Origin of the sequence: Lactobacillus sp. 3B(2020) (assembly GCF_013487845.1) — a bacterium.
Classification (GTDB): Bacteria; Bacillota; Bacilli; order Lactobacillales; family Lactobacillaceae; genus Limosilactobacillus; species Limosilactobacillus alvi.
Map to the genome: position 1 here is coordinate 1,869,385 of NZ_CP047410.1, position 18,980 is coordinate 1,888,364.

Consider the following 18,980-nt stretch of genomic DNA (forward strand, 5'->3'; position numbering starts at 1 on the left):
TCCATTCACCTAACAGTCATGCGTCCCAGCGGGGGCATGCGTGAGCTCGCGGGTAGTTAGGTCAACGACTTCAACATTGTCACATAACGTTTCAAAATCGGACTTGAGAGGCATCGTAAAGTAGTTAGGCTCAAAATCTAGTTTCATGTGTTCGGCGTATTGGGACTTAGTGTAACCCTTATAGTACACATCCCCCAAATTGGAAGCAAAGTGGGCATCAAAATCCTTTGGCAACTCCTTGTCGGCATCTAACAAAATCAGCTTGAAGTTAACACCGAGGGAACAGTCACCAATATCAGAAAAAGGACCAACCCCATCGTCAAAATCCAAGATTAAGCGCTTGGGACTACCAGCATCAAGATACTTAGCTAACCGCTTTTGCGCAGCTGGTGTAACTGTTAATTTCATCTAATCGCTCCCTTCTTTTACTATCTTGATTATACTTTTTGCTTACTAAAAGTAACAAAATATTTGCTCAAAAAAATCAGGGCCAAGTCGAAGCAATCCCTTCTACTTAACCCTGATTTTTATTTTCAAGCGCGAAAACTATTTCTGATCTTCGCGTTTCTTCGCAATTACTAACCCAAGGGTTGCTACCAAGGATGCAAATCCAAGGCTCAGCATAGCCATTGAATTATCATTCCCCGTTTGTGGCAACCGGGCCGTTTTAGTGGTTGCTGCTGGATCATTATTAGTAGCCGCAGTTGGTCTTAAAGCGCCTTGTGCTGATTGACCACTGCTGTTTGGCTTAACTGGTGCGCCACTCGTTGGCTGACTTGGTGTTGGATTAACCGTTGGCTGATCCGGCTTGTTTGGCTTGTTTGGCTTGTTTGGCTGATTTGGTGTGGCTTGCTTGATGTAAGTGATCGTCACCACTTGATCAGCTGTTGTTGCATCCACCGTCACAGCTTCAACCGCCCCATCAACTTTTGCGGTGTAACCCTCCAGCGTTGGAACATTGAAGGCTGGCCATTTAGCCGTTGTCCAGTCAGTTGCCGTTTGCTCCCCGGTGACTTGATCCGTTGTGACTTGACGAGTAATCGTCGCCGTTTGGGTAACCGTCTTGGTCGTTCCATCTGGGTTAATCACCGTGATCGTCCGGGTAACTGTCTTGGTTTCTGGCATAGTACTCTTGTGGTGCTTTAAATGAATAATGATTGGTTGATTACCGCTGGCCTTAAAGGTGTAGCTTGTGACCGCTTGGCTTGGGTCAACGAGATCATAACCACTTGGCGTTTGGTAACTTGGGGTAACCGTTTCACCAGTCTTGCCTGACAAGTTGGTAGTTTGAACGACCTTCCCCGTTTCATCATCCACGTATTGAATAGTTGTACTTTGGGTTTGACCAACATAGACAATCTGAGTTTGGGTATCTTCGGTTGTGCCATCGACCATTACGTGCGCGGTTGAACCCTTAACCACCATTGGTGTATAGCCTGGAATTACCGCTAAGTTGGTCAAATTAAACACTGGCCATTCAGCCGTACTCCACGGCGTGAAGGTTTGTCCCCCGGTAACGTGGTCGGTCGTTACTCGCCGTGTGATCGTCGCCGTTTGGGTAACCGTTTGACTGGTACCATCCGGCTTTATGATCGTAATCGTCCGGGTAACCGTCTTTTTCTCTGGTACCGTGGTCATTTGGTGAGTTAAGTGGACGGTAATCGTCTGCCCATCATCGGACGTTAAGGTGTACTTCCCTGGTAGTTGCCCGACAACTTGATAACCACTTGGCACATCGTCCGGGATTGTAACCGTTTGACCGGCGACGCCTTGAATTGACGTGGTCTTAATTGTGGCTCCAGTGGTGTCATCAACGTACTTAACCGTGACCGTTTGGGGGTTAGCCGTGTAATTGATCGTTACCGTTTGGTCAGTTGTCGACCCATCAACAGTCACTGCTGGCACCGTAGTTTGACTTGGCGTGTAACCAGAAATTGTTGGTACCTTAAATTCAGTCCAGTTTGCGGAACTCCAGCCACTAGCCGTTTGCTTGCCCGTGACCTTATCGGTTGTGATTTGGCGGCCAATCGTAACGGCTTGCGTAATCGTCTTGGTCGTACCGTCTGGGTTATTAACCTTGATCGTCCGGGTAACCGTCTTCTTTTCCGAGGTCGTCACGGTCTGGTGCTTGAGGTAAACGTAGAAGGTCTGAATCGTCTTCGGATCGGTATCAAACTTATCCTGGGTTGGGTAAGTTGACTTTTGATCGTCAAGCAAGTAGCCCTTCGCTTGCAAGTCTGCTAAGGTCTGGGCGTAGTTTGGATCGGTAATCGGTCCATTGAAGTTCCCGCTCAAGTAACCACTCGTAGCTACTTGGCTTGGTTGCCCCTTGGCATCCAATTGATCTTCATCTAAGAAGTAAACAATTGCGGCCGGATCGGTGGCATACGTGATCGTCACCGTTTCATCTTGGCTATTGCCATCGACCGTGACCGGCGCAACCGTAAGCTGACTTGGCGTGTAACCCTTGAAGGTTGGCACTTCAAACTTCGCCCAGAGCGCTGTCGTCCACGGCGTGAAGGTTTGGTTGCCATTAACCGCATCGGTCGTAACTTGACGACTAATCGTAGCCTTTTGGGCAATCGTGGTGGTCGTCCCATCCGGATTTTGTAACTTGATGGTCCGAGTAACCGTCTTCGTCTCTGGTACCGTGCTCTTGTGGTGGGTCAAGTGAATGGTTAACCCTTGTTGACTAGCACTGGTAAAGGTGTAGTTACTTGGGAAGGTGCCAACCAAATCATAACCAGCTGGCACTTCGTTTGGCACCGAAACCGTTGTAGCCGTGTCCCCATGGAGGCTCGTCACGTGGACGGTCTTACCGGTTTCATCGTCGACGTAGGTTACCGTGGCGGTTTGGGGGTTAGCGCTGTAAGTGATGTTGATCTGTTCATCTGGCGTATCGCCCGTGACCGTCTTGGCCGCTACCTGACTGACCGTTGGCACGTAGCCATCAATCGTTGGGGTGGTAAATTTGTCCCAGGTTGCTGGTTGCCATGCGCCTGGGGTTTGCTTACCGGTAACTTCATCGGTATCAATCGTTCGCGTACTCGTGGCCGTTTGGGTCGTGGTTGTCTGCTTACCATCTGGCGTCGTGACCGTAATCGTCCGGGTAACCGTCTTTTGGTCCGGCGTCGTCGTGTGATGGTGCTTCAAGTGAACCACGATTGGTTGATTACCACTAGCCTTAAAGGTGTAACTAGCTTCCTTCCCGCTGACATATTCATAGTTAGCCGGAATATTGTATTCTGGCGTAACGGTTTGGTCCGTCTTCCCGCTTAAGGTGGTTAGCTCACCCACTTGTTGGCCACCATTATCGTCGTCGACATATTGGATCGTGGTCGATTGCGGATTAGCCGTGTAGGTGATCGTAACTTGGCTGTCCTTAGTATCAGGAGTAATTGATCCTGCGTCAACCGTCTTAACACTAGCCGTGTAACCTGGAATAACCGGGGCGTCATACTTTGACCAGTTTGCCACACTCCAATCACCATACTTCGTCGTCTTAGTAACTTCATCGGTATCAGTTGACCGCTTAATCGTCCCGGTTTGGGTAATTATTTGGCTCTTGCCGTCCGGTGTTGTAACCGTGATTGTCCGTGTTGCTTGGTGGGTTTCACTCCCTTGATCGTGCTTGTGAACTAAGTGCACGGTGATCGTGTCCGGCCCACCCGGTGTAAAGGTATGGCTATCAGGAACGGTACTTCCGTCAGCTAATTGGTAACCAGCTGGAATTTCGTTTGTAACTGGGACCGTCTGATCGGTCTTCCCACTTAATGGTGTCGTATGAACAATTTTACCGTGATCGTCATCATCAACATAGTTAATCGTAGCCTTTTGCGAGTTAGCCGTGTAGGTGATATCAACGGTTTGATCCGTATCGCTATCCGTAACCGTTACTTCATCAACGCTAGCTTGACTTGGCGTGTAGCCTGGTACGTTAGCTGGCGTATATGCATCCCATGTTCCGGTTGTCCAGTTACTGTAAGTTACTTTACCAGTTGCTTCATCGACCGTCGCCGTTCGGGTTAAGTGGACCGTTTGTGTCTTAGTCGTCTTTGTACCATCCGGTTTCGTGACGTTAATCGTCCGGGTAATCGTCTTATTCAAGTCACTTTCACTAACTCCACTTGGGAAGTTCTTCCCTAGGTTATCTGGTAACTTGTCGCTTGGCGTCTTGGGATCATCTGGTTGGACTGTAACTTGACTGTGTTGAACCTTTACCGTAACCGTTGGAATTCCATCGGCAGTGGCCGTGGTCGTTGTTGGAATCGTTTGTCCTGGCACTTCGACCCAACCAGCTGGGATTTGTGGCGTCACATTCACGGTACTATCTGTCTTCCCGTTTAATGGTGTATTACCAATTTCTTTGCCATCTGGATCAACGTAGCTAATCTTCCCAGTTTGGTCATTTGGCGTGTAGGTCACCGTTTCAGGATGCTCACTCGTCGTCTCATCTAAAGTTACGGTGTAAGTTTGATCCCCTTTAGCAGTCGCAGCATTTGTTGGGTCAGCCGTGTAACCTGCCTTCTTTGGTAAGGTCGTTTGACCAGGAAGCGTAACCGTGTACTGGTTGCTACCACCGTTAGTAACGGTTGAAATCCTAGTGACCGTATAACTCTTGCCATTACTGTCCGTAGCGGTGTAATCACTTGCATCCTTTGTTACGTCATCGATCGTTGCTGTGACCGTAACTGTTACTGTGGTTGGTTTTTCTACTTGAATTGGGTTACCATCGGCATCCTTAGTCTTTGTGACATAGTTAATCGTCCGGGTAACAGTTTGACTTTGTTGGTGAGTATTGTGAATTAAATGAATATCAATGTATTGGACATCATTGTCATCGGTATTGTACGTCCCCGTTGTCGTAGGCTTTGGGTACTTCGGATCAAGAATATATCCTTTGCCTTCATAGTACTTTTCGAGCGCACTAACCGAGGTAGATTCATCAAAACTGGTATTTGTCTTTCCTGTGTAGTCAACTTTTTGTCCGGAATCTCCTGCCCCGATGTTCTTAGTTGCATCTACCGTGTCATCGAAGACTCGGATTTGGAGCTTTTGATCATTAGGCGTGTAATTTACCGTTTCAGTTAAACTTACTGGAGTTGTACTAAAAGTTTGGTTAGTGACGGCCTCTGCTTTTTGAGCAGTCGCCACTTGATCACTATTAGCAGTGTAACCAGCTTACTTGGAACGGTAGTATTCCCGGCAACATCAAGGGAGTAAGTGTTATTTTCACCCTTCGTTACTGAAACGGTATTTCCTTGAGCGTCCTTAGCAGTATAGCTCAAAACATCCCCCGTAACCTTATCAATAACAGCATTAACCGTCACCGTATTAGTATAAGGATCACTAACTGAATTATGCGTCCCATCTGCTTCGGTCGTTTGGTAATTAATCGTCCGGGTTATCGTCTGGGTTTGGGTTTCAGTATCATGGATTAACCGGATGGTGATAATCTGCGGAGTACTATCCGTAGTTCCGGTATTAATTGTAGTATCGTACTTAGTTGGTACGATTGGTTGAATTTCCTTTCCGGAACTATCAACTTGTAGCTTATAACCAAGACTTTGATAGTACTTAATCAAGTTTTGAACGCTATCATTAACCGTTGTTGGCACATCTTGATCGTAGCTCCCCATAAAGTCAGTCTTCTGCTTAGTTGCACTAGTATCTAACGGACTTTGATCGTTTGGATCAATAGTTTCATCAAAGACTTGGATCTTGATTTCTTCTGGGTCCAAAGCATAGTAAATCGTATTTTGGATATTAGATTCAATATGAGTTGATCCGTCACTATTGAAGTGCAATTTTACTGGAACGCTCTCTTCAGCATTAGCTACTTCATCCGCAGACTTAGCGTTCCAGTGATACCCTGTCTCTGTCGGGATTTTATCTGCTGAGATTCCAGGGAAATGCAGCGTTGCTACCCCATCAGAATCAATTGTCACAATATCAGTATTATCAGTAGATATGACTTTTCCTGTTACCTTATCAATTGTGGCAGTCACACCATATGAGGTATATTGCAAGTCTGCAAAAGTACTCTCATCGGTCTTCTTAAAGTACCAATCCCTAGTAACATAGTCAGTTGCCTGATAAGTTCCGTGTTCCAGGTACAGATAAAAAGTATTACTACTATCACTATCTTGGTAAGTAACCCCGTTTTTATACGGTTGCTTCTCATACTTGGAAAGTACATAGCCTAAGCCCTCATAGTACTTTACGATGGCATCAACCGAATCACCATTAGCGGACATAAAGTTAATTTCACTACCAAAGTCCCCATGGCTAGTAACGGTTTCTAAAGTAGTGTAATTATTTGTCACATCCACAAAATTAATGTTAGCGTTTTCGGTCTTTGGACTATAGGTAACAGTACCCTCAATCGACTCACTTCCATCTGCTGTGAAGGTGATCTTTTCAGTAGTCGCTGCTTTAGCCTTCGTAACATCATCAGAATTAGCCATATATCCCGTAACGTCTGGAACACTGGTTACACCAGGAATTGTGAGAGAAATGGTTCCATCATCATTCACAGTAACATCATAGGTCTTAGTTGAATCACTACTATCAGTTGCCGTATAAGTTGCCTTTCCAGTAACCTTATCAGTCTTCTTTACTATATTAATGGTACTGGTCGTATCATCTGCAAGCTTAGTTCCATCAGCTTTTTGATAATGGGTCGTCCGCGTAATTGTTTCAGTCTGCGTTTCCGTCTTGTGGCCAAGAACGTAAGTTACAGTAAGACCATCCTCACTAACACTCATCGGACTATCGGTACTTACCTTACCCATCGAAACTGACTCTGGCATCGTATAATTTTGATCCAACAGTTTTTGTAACGTTGCCCGGTCGCTCTCGTTTAGGCTAGCTAAATCAACTGGAAAGTCTCTCTCACTCGGAGTATCGACCCCGTCGTTGTAAGTTTTGGTCCCAGTTAAAGCGATTGTCTGAACCTTACCATTGGCATCTGTATATTGAACCTGAGTTTTTAGGGTACTTTGCCCGGCAACTTTCAAAGTCCCCTTTCCGGAAATACCAGTGGTACTGTTATTGGTATCGAAATACCGAGCATTAAAAGTAAAGGTCTTATTCGCTTGGTTTTGAACATCAACCACCTTTACCGGGATCGATACTAACCCCATATTTTGCCCAGCTGGTAAACCAGTCCCGAATAAGGCCAAGCCCTTCACTTTTGACCAATCCGTGATTTGACTAGCATCTACGTAATTATCAGTCTCATTACTTGCCAAATCAGGGTCCTGCAAAGTATATTTCACCGTTACACCATTTGGCAAGCCGGTTACTGCACCAGTCATGATAATGCCATCAGGGATTTTGCCCTTATATACAAAGCTACCCATAGCACCTACTTTTTGATCATTAGTAATGTTCATCCCCAAGGTAGCCGTTCCATCGCCATGGTCATTTAAGGTATCATCAGCGACCACAAAACCATTTTCAACTACCCCGGCACTTGGCTTAATCATACTTAAAGACGTAATTGTCCACGTACGAGCTCCTTCGTAACCCCAGTGACTATCAAGTTGGGTGGCACTATCTTGCCCAAGGTATTGATTATCACTAGTAGCTACTGTCATCCCATCAAATTGGACTCCTGGACTATAAATATATCCTTTAACCGTATAAGTCCCGGCAGGTGTATCTTGACCAGCTGAGGCCACAATCGCAGTATTAGCACCCCACTTTGGGTTAAGAATAAAACCAGTTCCGGTAAAGTCTAATTTAACAACTTGTTGCCCATTTACCATTGACGTTGTAATTTTTGGGGTATAGTTTGCGTCACCATCCGTCCATTTTGCTTGATAATTTTTATAGAAGAATCCCTTTGGCAAAACATAGTAAATCACTGGATCCGTAATATCGGCTTGGGCTCCACGATTTGTATATTGACCAATTCTAAATTCATTAATGGACTGATACGAATAAGCATAAACCCCTTCTTTAGTCGTTGGGGTAGTGTCAATAATCTGTTGAGCTAGAGATAAACTACCTTCACCACCATCCATCGTTTTAATTTCACCGCTAATTGAAGTTTCATCCCCAGCCTTAGCGGTACTATTAACTTGACCCGGCAAACTAAACTTATAAGTTTCACCTGGATTTAACGTTGGTAGCGTAAAGATAATCTTACTGATATTTTTAGCCGGCAAACTACTAATCGGTGTCGTTGCGTAGTCATAGGTTGCTTCAGAACCATCCGCGTAAGTAATGGTGTACTTCAGGTTATCTAGGAGCTTTGCGTCATCGCCGAAAGTTTCCCGACTTACAATTAAAGTATTGGCAGGTACGTCAAACTGACTCGGAATCGTAATCGTAAAAGTTGGATTATCGACTTCCGCTACCCCTTGATTATTAATTCCAAACGATCCCAGCGTTTTATGTTTATCGTTGTGTAGTTGGATTGTATGTTCAGTCGTCCCGTTGTCAACATACCCTCCAGAGATCACTAAATCACCAGCTTGAGCCTTTTCGCTCGTCGCAAACGTTTCACTTACAGGTTGACTAGTAGCCGTACTGTAGCTTTCTTGATTTGAACCAAATTTCGCATTGAAGGAAGTATTTGCACTAGCCGTAACCGTCCCGGTTTGACCGACATAATGTCCCACAAAGTCAAAAGCTAATGGATTCCTCGTAAAGTATTTAGTGACAAAGGTAGTCGATGGATTATTAAAGGTAACTTTAATCGTCTGCCCATCAGTTGTATAGGAGTAATTACCACTCCCCCAAAGGCTATCCATTTTAGCCTTCGTCAGCGAATCATTTAAGACAAAGCCAGCTGGCATTGGAATATCGACCGTAATTGGGTTTGTCCCCGCAAGGGAGAGGAAACGACTATCATTGCTTCCCGGTAAGCCTTTAATTTGGGCTTGATATTCATAGTCAACATTATTAACAATTGAAGTTTTTGACGAAGCCGTTACCCGTTTAACCTCAACTGTAGGATGGATTGTATTGTCAACCGTCACGGTCTGGGTGATTTCACCAAGTGAATTACCATCGGCATCTACTCCTGATAAGCTCAGAGTTAAGTCTTGCTTACCATAATAAAAACCACTTTGATTCGGTGTATTCGATCCCGATTGAAAAAGGTAGGTTAAGTTTACAGAATAGTCACTTAATTGAGCGGATTCGTTGAAAGTAATGGTAATTATCGTTCCATTGAATGGGTTACTAGTAGTGGCATTGTTAGTAATCGTAATCTCCGCATCCCCAGTATCACCTTCTATTGTGACAACTGGCTTACCAGATTATCTCCGGTTATCTTTAGGGTATAAACATCACCTTTTTCGCCGATAATGTCTAATGTACCACTAGTTGCATTAGTACTCCCCTCACTGGAAAAATTAATTGGTGAAGTAAAGGTCCAATTACCACTAGCAACTTGTTTCTTACTAGTGGCTATCTGAGCAGCATTGCCACTTAATAGGTCACTCGTATTGACCGTTATCCGATCACTACTGCTTGCTGAAGAGGCCGCACTTTGGCTCGCACTGCTAGAAGTTGCGGAACTATTGGCAGATGAGTTAGCCGTGCTGGTGGCACTTGAGGCCGCACTACCCCCTTCACTTGCACTACTGGTTGAAGTTATCGATTGATCAGTTGATGTTGCTGCATGTACTGGATCAGTTGCGACCGAAGTACCGATAAAAATCCCAGTCGCGAGCATCGCTGTTACCCAGAGCTTCTTTGCTTTATAAAGCTTATAGTGTTCTTTCCGTTCAGTCATTTTATTCTCTCCATTTATTTACTAAATAAGTAATTCTTAATTTTATATCAACTCCAAAAATAATTCACATTATCATGGATCTTTTGCTAAACAATAATCGCCCGCTAGTAATTTCATTGATTCAATTAAAGGTCGATAAACCCTACTGATTAATTCTACAACTTTTTCAAAGTTTTTTATACTAATTACTTCCAAAGTGTTCTTTTTATTTTCTTATCGATCTACATGATTTTATTTATTTTTTATATTCAGATCACCGAAATCACTTCACAAACAATCATCAAGCTTAGAATTTATTTTTCATTTAATTAACCGCTTGGCTATTCACCACTAATCTTCACAACCTCAACCTTGTTTATCATGATCAAGGCTACCAGTTAACTTCAATTTTCTTGGTACAACACGCTTTACTAAGGGCGTTGATAAAGAGACCCACTTCCAATTTTCCGAATTGAACTAGTAATGTTCAAATTGCAAAAATGACACCGCACAGATCCACCAGATCTGTGCAGTGTCATTTTCTTATTTTATAAAAAAGTCTTAGTTAACCACGTACTTCGGTGCTTTCCCATTAATCTTAGCAATAGCGTTACTAGTAACGATCTTGGCCATATCATTCCGGGCTTCGACCGTGGCGTTCCCAATGTGCGGGGTCAAAATAACGTTGTCTAAACTCTTAAATTCGTCCGCAAATTTTGGCTCTGCTTCGTAAACATCAAGGGCCGCCCCAGCAATTTCCTGGTTATTCAAAGCTTCTAAGAGGTCAGTTTCACTAATCACTGGTCCCCGAGCAGCGTTAATCAAGATGGCGTTTTGCTTCATCAGCTTAAACTGTGGCGCCGTCAGCATGTGCTTGGTTTCAGGGGTCAATGGGCAATGTAAGCTAACTACATCACTAACCTTCAACAGTTCATCCAAAGAAACGTAAGTAGCGTGGTAATGAGCTTCCGTTGCTGGATCCGCTTGGTGCCGTTGCGTGTAAACAACCTTCATGTCAAAAGCGGCCATCCGTTGCGCAACGTTTTTTCCAATATCGCCTAAACCAACAATCCCTAAAGTTTTACCAGCTAATTGATGACCTAAGAAAAAGAGCGGTGCCCAACCATCAAAACCCTTGGTCCGGTTAAGTTTATCCCCTTCAACGATTCGGTGGGAAAGAGCAAGCATTAACCCACAGGCCACTTCCGCTGTTGAAGTTGAGGAAACCAATGGCGTATTGGTAACATCAATCCCGCGTTGCCGCGCAGCTTTAACATCAATATTGTTAAAGCCGGCCCCAAAGTTAGCAATTAGCTTCAAGTTCTTCGCTGCGGCAATTACATCCGCATCAACCGGCGTGGACAACGGGGTAATCAAGACTTCAATGTCATTTACATGAGCCAATAATTCTTCCTTAGTAATTAAGCCTTTCCCATCATACACATCGTAAGATAAGCCGGCCCTTTCAAGCATGTCAGTAGCAAGTTTCGGTAATTTAGCTGACAGATATACTTGCGTCATATGCTTCGCTTCCTTTTTCTAAAATCCAAACCAACATAACAATCCTCTTCTATTATATTGGAACCGCTAACATTTGTTAATTAATTATTTAAAAAATACCTTTGGGAAGATGGGCACTTATTTTTATCACAATTATGATGGTTTACCATAATTAACGTGGATAAGGAATTTTAGTAAAAAAAAAGAGAGGCTGGGAAAAAACTCCTAGTCCAAAGTAAAAACCGGATGATGAATTTCTTGAACAATTCATCATCCGGTTTTTATGTACACAGGAAATCGTTCCTGATATGATGTAATTACCACAAAAACAAACAAAAAGGAGCGATTTCCATGTATCAAAATTATACCATAGGGCAAACCGAATTCGTACTAAACTATAACTATGATTTACCACAGAATCATGTTGCGCGACTAATTAGTGCATTTGTCGACTCAATTCCACAGGAGGTTCTATTGGAAGAGTCGGTGGCGGCTACTGGCCGCCCTGCATCGCATCCAGCAATTATGCTTAAGATCCTCTTGTTTACCTACTCGCGTCAAACTTATTCTGGAAGAAAGATTGAAATGATGTTGGATGAGAGTCTACCAATGCGTTGGTTAGCCCATGACTATACTTATAGTTACCACACCATCAATAACTTTCGGAGCAGTCAGCACGCTAGTAATCTGATCAAGCGTGCTTTTGTCTACTTTACCATGGCTTTAACAGATCACGGCCTAATTCAAAATGATGCAGTTTTTATTGATGGAACCAAGGTCGAAGCTGATGCCAATAAATATTCATTTACTTGGCGTCGTGCAGTGGAAAAGTACCACGCTAAGTTAAGGGAAAAGACAAGTAAGATTTATGAGGAATTAGTGGAAAAACGAGTGGTGCAAGAAATGGCGCCAGAGCTGGTCACTTCTGCCGAAGGCATGAAAACAATGGAACAAGAACTCGGAGAGCAAATCACTAAATTAGATGAAGAGATTGAGCAAGAACCCAAAATCATCAAAGGTGGTTCAGTTAGGAAACGGCGTCGTCGTTTCCTAAAAAAACTTCGCCACCAGCTAAGCAACGACTTAATTCCTCGTGCCCAAAAGTATGAACATGCCGAAGATATCTTCCAAGGTCGCAATAGCTACTCCAAGACTGATCATGATGCGACTTTTATGTGTATGAAAGAAGATCCGATGATGAATCGGGAATTGAAACCTGGCTATAACTTACAAATTGCCACTCATAAGCAATTTGTTCTTGATTACGGATTATTTTCAAACCCAACTGATACAAGGACTTTAGTGCCATTTCTTAAGCAATTTCATGCCTTAGGCTTCTTTAAACATATCGTCGCTGATGCAGGTTATGGTAGTGAATACAATTACACAACGATTCTTGATCAGTTTGAAAAGCAACCTATTATTCCCTATACAACTTATCAAAAGGAACAGAAGCGCAAGTTTAAAAACGACCCAACTAACTCACAAAATTGGCAGTATAACGCCGAAGATGATTACTATATTGATCATTTAGGGGTTCGTTTTAGCTTTTATCGGTATAGTGAGCAAATCGATAAATATGGTTTCAAACGTGATTTTAAAATCTATCGGGCAGATAAGCACCAGCCGTCAGCGCAATTGGATAAATTAACGAAAACACCAGGTGGTCGGCAACGTTATATGAAGGTTAACCCGACCTGGAATTATTACAAAGCAAAAGTGAAAGCGACCCTCTCAAGTGACGAAGGTAAGGCGATTTATCGTCGACGGAAGTTCGACGTTGAGCCAGTCTTTGGTCACATGAAGAGGGATTTTGGCATACGCCGAACTCACTTGCGTGGTCAACGGGCTGTGGAAAATGACATTGGCCTGGCCCTGATGACATTAAACATAACGAAATTGGGACAATTAATTAACCGATGGAGGGCCAATTTCATAAATAATCGAAAATCCGGACTACAATTTTTGATCAAGGCAAAAATTATAGTCCGGATTTTAATGTTAGAGGGGCAAAAATTAATAGTTAATTCCCAGCCTCTTTCTTTTTCATCTCTAAATATTACACACAAACCCAAGCTATCGAAAGTTTCTCTGGTCGCTAATCCGGATTCCGCAGAAGATTCATTAGTAATTGAATAAATTCATCAACAGCAGCGCTAATTTGCTCTTCTTGCCATAAAATACAGTACGGTTGAACCATCATGTGACCATCTGCCTCAGTTACTGCAACCCGGTTAATCAAGGATCCGGTTGGCTGCCAGTGACCAACCTCATTTACCAAAAGGTAACCCTGATTTGCTACTACCAACATCTGGGCCTCCGCAAGACTGTCGACAAACTTAAATTCACCATCAACACCTAACTTTTCCCGATAAAAACGAGCCTCTTCAGCCGCCTGCCCCTTGGAACAAACTACAATACATGGCTTATTAGCAACGTCATTTAAGGTTACCGAAATTTGGTTAGCAACTTGATTTTCACTACTGATTTCAATATAGTAACGCGCGTTTGAAAGTAATTCTTGATGAAACTCTGCCGGCAGATCGTGCCGATCGCCAACAAAGGCAATATCAAGTTCTTTATTTTGTAGCTTTCTTAGCATTTCTACATGATCTTCGGCCGTAATACTAAGCTGAATTTGGGGGAACAGTTGGCTAAAACTGCCAACCACCCGGCCTAATTCAACCCCATCATAATTTTTGGGATAACCAATCGTTAGCTCGCCAACTTCATATTTACCAACATTAATCGTGGCCTTCTTCAGTTGGTCAGCCGCGGCTAATAGCGCTGGGCCATGTCGATACAAATAATTACCTGCACTAGTTAACGAAAAACTCCGGTTATGGCGCTTCAATAATTTGACTCCGAGCTCTTGCTCTAACGCCCGAATCTGTTGAGAAATCGCAGATTGGGAGATAAAAGCAGCGTCCGCCGCCTTAGTAAAACTTTGGTTATCCACAACTTTAATAAAATAGTCTAGTTGACGCAATAACATCTTTTATGCCCCCATCTTCGTTGGCTAGTCCTTCCATTAACCACAGTATAATGTTTATTTTTCGCCAGCGCTAATAATATGATAACTATGCGACAATAATCGCTTTTTTTGGACAAATAATAGAATTTATTGCACAAAATTGGTTGATTTAATTTTGCCCTCAAAAGGATCGTGCTCCGCTTTCAGAAAAAATCCCCAAGATCCGCTGGTCTTTTATTTAAGGATTGGCTTGATCCATCACTTGGCGAGTTGCTTTAGCTAATTTTTCAACCACCTGTTCCCCAGTTGCCATACTTGAATTATTATCGGTATAAACGGCGATGGTGTAGTTATTATCACCAGGGCCATTAATATAGCCGATACTATTAATTATCCATTTTCGTTTGCCATATGACAGCCAACCATTCTTTAGGCCATAGCTACTGCTCCCAGCTGAAATCCCCCACTGTTGGTCGCTTTCGACATTCGCCATCAAATTACGGATATAGGCTTGCTCACTAGCCGATAATTGGTCGGAATGAAAATAAATATTATTCAACAACCGTAACTGGTCACTTGGGGTGGTAACTGTTAGCCCCCAGTAATTGCTAGCTATTGAATGAGTCATTTCAAAATGATTGAATATCTTTTGTAGCCCGCTCTTTCCCCCGATGTAGTTTTCAAATAACTCATTTGTGGCATCATTATTTGAATTTTCAATCATCGCGGTTGCGAGTTCATCTTCGTGACTGCTTAATTGACCGTTTTCTTTTTGCAAGAGCCCCGCTAAAATCGCCACTTTGACCGTACTAGCAGTATAAAATTGATGTTTTGGCGCATTGGTTGCCCGGTAGGTCTGCCCGGTCTTGGCAGAATAGACTGCAACCGCAACGTTAGCGTCAGTTGCTTTAAACTGTTGGCGCCATGTTTTATGAAGTTGATCACCCAAAGTCATCGTTGAAAAAAGATTGGTGACTGCTTTCGTGGGGTGGTAATTTGCCGCCTGGTTAGGATTTTTACTGGTATAAGAAATTAAACTAACCAATAGGAGGGCAACACCAATAAATCCACCAGTTATCCACTGTTGGAAGCGACGTGACTGACGACGGCTTTGACGTGTTTCACGCGCCGTTTTTCTCATTTCAGGGCTCCTTTCTGAAAACTGTCAGCGCCAAATATTTTACCACATGCTTACCTGAATAATTGATTAGAATTTCTAATCTTTTGCAGTTTAAAGCGTTCTCATTAAATTGCTACTCACGTTTTTCTAAAACCGGTATAATAGAAATTAAAGGAGTTGATTTAGATGCACTGGCAAACAATTTTGCAAAAGTTCAAGGCAAGTTTTCGGGTAAATTTTTTTGCTTACTTAAACTTCTTTGCCCAAGAAGATAATTTTATCCACTCTCATCAACAAAATCATCATTCTTCAAGTAAGAAGTTGGACGAATAATTCAGCTGTGGTCATAATTTGTGGATTCTCATCCCAGACCGGATTTTTATAATCCGTTTCCGCAAAATCATCATAATGAGCTAAGATCGCCTGACCAATTTGGGTCAATAAAATTCGTTGGTCTTTGGGATTAATCCAGAGGATCCCAGCAGCAATTAACCTATGAATGGTCTGAGTAACGGTAACCGGCACAAGTGCCTTTTGCCACCGGATTTCATCAGCGATTTGTAATAGTTCTCCTTGACCAACATTGGCTTTCGCAACAAAGGCCAATAACACCATTTTTTGATATGTAATTTCGATACCGTGATGAGGCCGGGGCAAACATTGCTTCATCGCCCGGATACGAGCTTGCCGACTTGAAAACTGAGAAAAGACGATCGTATCCACTTTTCCATACCAAGCTGGATGAAAAGCCAGCCGAATCGTATTTACCATCATCTCCACCGCAAAAGTGAGGTAAATGCTCTCACTATGGTTAGAATGATGTTTTTCGACGAGCCAAACGCCAGGAACTTTTTCCATCGCTTGTATAAGCATAGTTGCCTCGTTTTGCCAGTCGTACGACGTAATTGTCATCTAAATCTCTCCTCACTTAATTATTTCATAAGGTTTAGTTTAACCTTGAAGCGGAGGCCATCGCAATGGATTTAAAACAATTTAAAAACACGGGTGCGGATTTTAAAATCAAAAATGCAGCCACCACTTTTGATCCTGGTCTGGATCGTCAAGGGATCAAAAATGAATTAGCAACCACAATGGATAAAATCAAGCAGGAACAACGGAAACTCTTCGCTGACCGCCGTTACGGAATTATTGTGGTTTTACAAGCCATGGATGCAGCCGGAAAAGACAGTTTGATCAGTCACGTCTTTTCCCAAGTTAATCCAGGGGGCTTACGCGTAGCTAACTTTAAGCGGCCCTCAACGACTGAGTTAAGCCACGATTTTCTCTGGCGAATTACTAATCAATTACCTGAACGGGGGGAAATTGGAATTCTGAACCGGTCTCACTATGAAGACGTGCTAGTTTCCAAGGTTCACCCCCAATTGATTGTCAATGCAAATTTACCAGGAATCGATACCTTGGATGATGTGACCCCTGAGTTATTTGAACAACGGTACCACGATATTAACAATTACGAATCCTACCTCACACACAACGGGTTTGTAATTTTGAAGTTCTTCTTACATATTTCTAAGGAGGAACAAAAGCAACGGTTCTTGGCCCGGATCGAACGACCAGAAAAAAACTGGAAATTTGAAAAAGCTGATATTGCAGAGCGCCGTTACTGGGACGATTACCAAAGGGCTTATCAAGACGCCATTCGGGCAACTTCAAGTAAGGAAAATCCTTGGTACATTATCCCAGCTGATGATAAGTGGACCAGTCGGTTAATCGTTGCCAAAATCATGGTTAAGCGAATTAGGCAACTTAACCTTCAATTTCCAGTCACCGAAGCTGACCAAAAAAAGCTAATGGCTGATGCTTTGAAAATTTTAGAAAGCGAGAAATAAAAGTCGCCGCCAAAAATTTGACGATGATGAGCGCAAGCAAACGCTAAAGCCAACTTTAGTCAGATTTGCGGTTGCCTTCTTAATCTAGCCGAAGCTTTCTTTGCTGAGTATTAAACGAGCCTAGCAGAGCGACCAAGAAGAAACGCTTGTTTCTTCTTGGTCGCTCTTTCATTTCCGCAGATTATTCGGCAACTATGGTCACCCCCCCGGCCTTAGCAAAGCTTTTTCCAACCCACCCCGTTTTGCTTAGATCATCAAGGAAATTCTCTGCTCCCCTCTTGTTTTTTATTTTTCAAACAATTACAATCAAACCATTATCTAATCAAATTTTAATATTATGGAGAATTAATTATGCCACGTTCTGCTTCTGCAGTAGCCTTCCGGGCCTCGGTTCCGGTGATGTTTGGCTACTTAATTTTAGGCCTTGGTTATGGGCTCTACATGCATAACTTGGATTTTGCCTGGTGGTATCCTCCATTAATGGCTGCCACCATTTATGGTGGTTCGGTTGAATTTGTTATTGCTACCATGCTAACCCAACATTTTAATCCCCTCACCGTTTTAATGATCACTTTTGTAGTGGGGTTTCGCCAGTTCTTTTATAGTATCTCAATGCTCAATCGTTATGAAGGGCATGGACTAGCTCATTTTTTCCAAATCTATACCTTGTCGGATGAAACTTTTGCTGTTAACTATACCGTCCACGTTCCGACCGGGGTTGATCGTCAAAGGGTCTACACCCTAATTTCCCTATTTGATTATTGTTACTGGATCATCGGCGCTTTAAGTGGTAGCTTGCTCGGGACTGCCTTTGCTCTAAAAATTGCCGGTCTAGAATTTGTCATGACCGCCCTTTTTATTGTTCTTTGTCTTGATCAATTCAAACGCGAAAGTAGCCACCTCAGTACGGTTAGTGGGCTCATCATCACTATCCTTTGCCTACTAGTAGTTGGTAAAACCTATTTTTTGCTTGCTACCTTGGTCCTCTTAGTGATCGAGTTTGCGATTGTTAATCATCAAAAAGAAAGGCGGTAATCGCGATGACTTTAGTTCAACGTTTAATCACCATCTTCCTAGCCGCAATCGCTAATCTTTTGACCCGCATCCTTCCCTTCTGGCTCTTTAAACGCGAAGGTCAAACCCCACCTCGTTTTATCCAGGAACTAGGTGAATTCCTTCCTGGCGCAATTATGGCCATGTTGGTTGTCTATTGCTTCAAAGATGTCAATTGGCTAGGCGCAAATCATGGTCTCCCTGAAATTTTGGCGGGGCTGGCCACGGTGATTATCCACTTAAAATGGCGACAAACCTTCATTTCTTTAATTGCTGGGACCGGAATTTACATTCTCCTTTTACATCTAATTTAAAAAGCGAGGTTGGGAAGCAACGCGTGTTACTTCCCAACCTCGCTTTCAGCTCAACCCAATCCTGCCAGCTCACGAATGATCAGAAACCTGGCTAGCTTTGCTTGAAACCACGTTCTTCATAAACCGGTCTTCAGATGGTTTAATAAGGCAAAGAAAAAGCCGGTGAAAATCAGCAAAGTAAATTTTCACCGACTAATTTAGCTTAATCCGGCCGTTAAGCTAATAATTAGCTTAAACGGTTCCGCATCCCGTGCGAGAATGAAACAATAATCAGTGCTACTAACCCCAAAATTGCAATTACGTTACTCATAGTTGACATCATATTGAACACTCCTTTTATTATTTAATTCGTAGGCTCATTCGAACCCTCATCTTTTCTACACCCCTATAGTAACAGGCTTTTGGGGAAAGTACCAATAATAATCCAATAATGTTTTGA

Annotated in this window: 13 protein-coding genes and 1 pseudogene; 5 read left to right on the forward strand and 9 right to left on the reverse strand. The window is 43.0% G+C overall.

All coding sequences use genetic code 11. The features are described 5' to 3' along the window. Positions 1–9: 9 nt before the first annotated feature. The 6 genes and pseudogenes from GTO83_RS09365 to GTO83_RS09385 all read right to left on the reverse strand — a co-directional run bounded on the left by GTO83_RS09365 (position 10) and on the right by GTO83_RS09385 (position 11,251). A complete protein-coding gene (locus GTO83_RS09365; protein ID WP_180870672.1) occupies positions 10–408 on the reverse strand; it encodes an iron-sulfur cluster biosynthesis family protein in 399 nt (132 codons plus the stop codon). Between the two features lie 138 nt (positions 409–546). Further along, positions 547–5,154: an LPXTG cell wall anchor domain-containing protein gene (locus GTO83_RS09370; protein ID WP_180870674.1), complete on the reverse strand. Its 4,608-nt coding sequence runs from the start codon at positions 5,152–5,154 to the stop codon at positions 547–549. After that, positions 5,094–8,990 carry a hypothetical protein gene (locus tag GTO83_RS09375; RefSeq protein WP_180870676.1) on the reverse strand — a complete coding sequence of 1,299 codons (3,897 nt, stop codon included), beginning with the start codon at positions 8,988–8,990 and terminating at the stop codon, positions 5,094–5,096. Before GTO83_RS09375 ends, GTO83_RS09370 begins: the two co-directional genes overlap by 61 nt. Before the next feature lie 257 nt (positions 8,991–9,247). Then, a complete protein-coding gene (locus tag GTO83_RS09380; protein WP_180870678.1) occupies positions 9,248–9,751 on the reverse strand; it encodes a KxYKxGKxW signal peptide domain-containing protein in 504 nt (167 codons plus the stop codon). A 410-nt stretch (positions 9,752–10,161) separates the two neighbouring features. Then, positions 10,162–10,272 (reverse strand): annotated as a pseudogene (locus GTO83_RS11100) (hypothetical protein); the annotation flags it as partial. 19 nt (positions 10,273–10,291) lie between these two features. Further along, positions 10,292–11,251 (reverse strand): 2-hydroxyacid dehydrogenase family protein, encoded by a 960-nt coding sequence (locus GTO83_RS09385; RefSeq protein ID WP_180870680.1) that lies wholly within the window; start codon positions 11,249–11,251, stop codon positions 10,292–10,294. A 330-nt stretch (positions 11,252–11,581) separates the two neighbouring features. Between GTO83_RS09385 and GTO83_RS09390 the strand changes: the two genes are divergently transcribed. Next, a complete protein-coding gene (locus tag GTO83_RS09390) occupies positions 11,582–13,369 on the forward strand; it encodes an IS1182 family transposase (protein WP_180870682.1) in 1,788 nt (595 codons plus the stop codon). Here GTO83_RS09390 and GTO83_RS09395 read toward each other — a convergent pair. Together GTO83_RS09395 and GTO83_RS09400 are read right to left on the reverse strand one after the other, a co-directional pair. Then, positions 13,329–14,225: a LysR family transcriptional regulator gene (locus GTO83_RS09395; protein ID WP_180870684.1), complete on the reverse strand. Its 897-nt coding sequence runs from the start codon at positions 14,223–14,225 to the stop codon at positions 13,329–13,331. The genes GTO83_RS09390 and GTO83_RS09395 overlap by 41 nt on opposite strands. Before the next feature lie 217 nt (positions 14,226–14,442). Then, on the reverse strand, positions 14,443–15,345 hold the full coding sequence (locus tag GTO83_RS09400; RefSeq protein WP_255463122.1) for a serine hydrolase: 903 nt from the start codon (positions 15,343–15,345) through the stop codon (positions 14,443–14,445). Positions 15,346–15,510: 165 nt separating this feature from the next. Between GTO83_RS09400 and GTO83_RS09405 the strand changes: the two genes are divergently transcribed. Further along, entirely contained in the window at positions 15,511–15,657 is a 147-nt protein-coding gene (locus GTO83_RS09405; protein WP_180870686.1) for a hypothetical protein, read from the forward strand. Here the strand turns inward: GTO83_RS09405 and GTO83_RS09410 are convergent. Further along, complete coding sequence (locus GTO83_RS09410) at positions 15,634–16,236, reverse strand: hypothetical protein (protein ID WP_180870688.1); 603 nt, start codon at positions 16,234–16,236, stop codon at positions 15,634–15,636. The genes GTO83_RS09405 and GTO83_RS09410 overlap by 24 nt on opposite strands. Before the next feature lie 65 nt (positions 16,237–16,301). On the opposite strand from GTO83_RS09410, the gene GTO83_RS09415 reads away from it, so the two are divergent. The 3 genes from GTO83_RS09415 to GTO83_RS09425 all read left to right on the forward strand — a co-directional run bounded on the left by GTO83_RS09415 (position 16,302) and on the right by GTO83_RS09425 (position 18,541). Then, positions 16,302–17,174, forward strand: coding sequence for a PPK2 family polyphosphate kinase (locus GTO83_RS09415; protein ID WP_180870690.1), 873 nt, complete (start codon positions 16,302–16,304; stop codon positions 17,172–17,174). A gap of 351 nt (positions 17,175–17,525) precedes the next feature. Next, positions 17,526–18,209 (forward strand): AzlC family ABC transporter permease, encoded by a 684-nt coding sequence (locus tag GTO83_RS09420; RefSeq protein WP_180870692.1) that lies wholly within the window; start codon positions 17,526–17,528, stop codon positions 18,207–18,209. A gap of 5 nt (positions 18,210–18,214) precedes the next feature. Continuing rightward, entirely contained in the window at positions 18,215–18,541 is a 327-nt protein-coding gene (locus GTO83_RS09425) for a branched-chain amino acid transporter permease (protein WP_180870694.1), read from the forward strand. Positions 18,542–18,980: the final 439 nt, after the last annotated feature.

Excerpts from the sequence above, each read along its gene's own strand:
- GTO83_RS09365 (WP_180870672.1), bottom strand. The coding sequence starts at position 408 with ATGAAATTAACAGTTACACCAGCTGCGCAAAAGCGGTTAGCTAAGTAT.
- GTO83_RS09380 (WP_180870678.1), bottom strand. The coding sequence starts at position 9,751 with ATGACTGAACGGAAAGAACACTATAAGCTTTATAAAGCAAAGAAGCTC.
- GTO83_RS09385 (WP_180870680.1), bottom strand. The coding sequence starts at position 11,251 with ATGACGCAAGTATATCTGTCAGCTAAATTACCGAAACTTGCTACTGAC.
- GTO83_RS09390 (WP_180870682.1), top strand. The coding sequence starts at position 11,582 with ATGTATCAAAATTATACCATAGGGCAAACCGAATTCGTACTAAACTAT.
- GTO83_RS09395 (WP_180870684.1), bottom strand. The coding sequence starts at position 14,225 with ATGTTATTGCGTCAACTAGACTATTTTATTAAAGTTGTGGATAACCAA.
- GTO83_RS09400 (WP_255463122.1), bottom strand. The coding sequence starts at position 15,345 with ATGAGAAAAACGGCGCGTGAAACACGTCAAAGCCGTCGTCAGTCACGT.
- GTO83_RS09405 (WP_180870686.1), top strand. The coding sequence starts at position 15,511 with ATGCACTGGCAAACAATTTTGCAAAAGTTCAAGGCAAGTTTTCGGGTA.
- GTO83_RS09410 (WP_180870688.1), bottom strand. The coding sequence starts at position 16,236 with ATGACAATTACGTCGTACGACTGGCAAAACGAGGCAACTATGCTTATA.
- GTO83_RS09415 (WP_180870690.1), top strand. The coding sequence starts at position 16,302 with ATGGATTTAAAACAATTTAAAAACACGGGTGCGGATTTTAAAATCAAA.
- GTO83_RS09420 (WP_180870692.1), top strand. The coding sequence starts at position 17,526 with ATGCCACGTTCTGCTTCTGCAGTAGCCTTCCGGGCCTCGGTTCCGGTG.
- GTO83_RS09425 (WP_180870694.1), top strand. The coding sequence starts at position 18,215 with ATGACTTTAGTTCAACGTTTAATCACCATCTTCCTAGCCGCAATCGCT.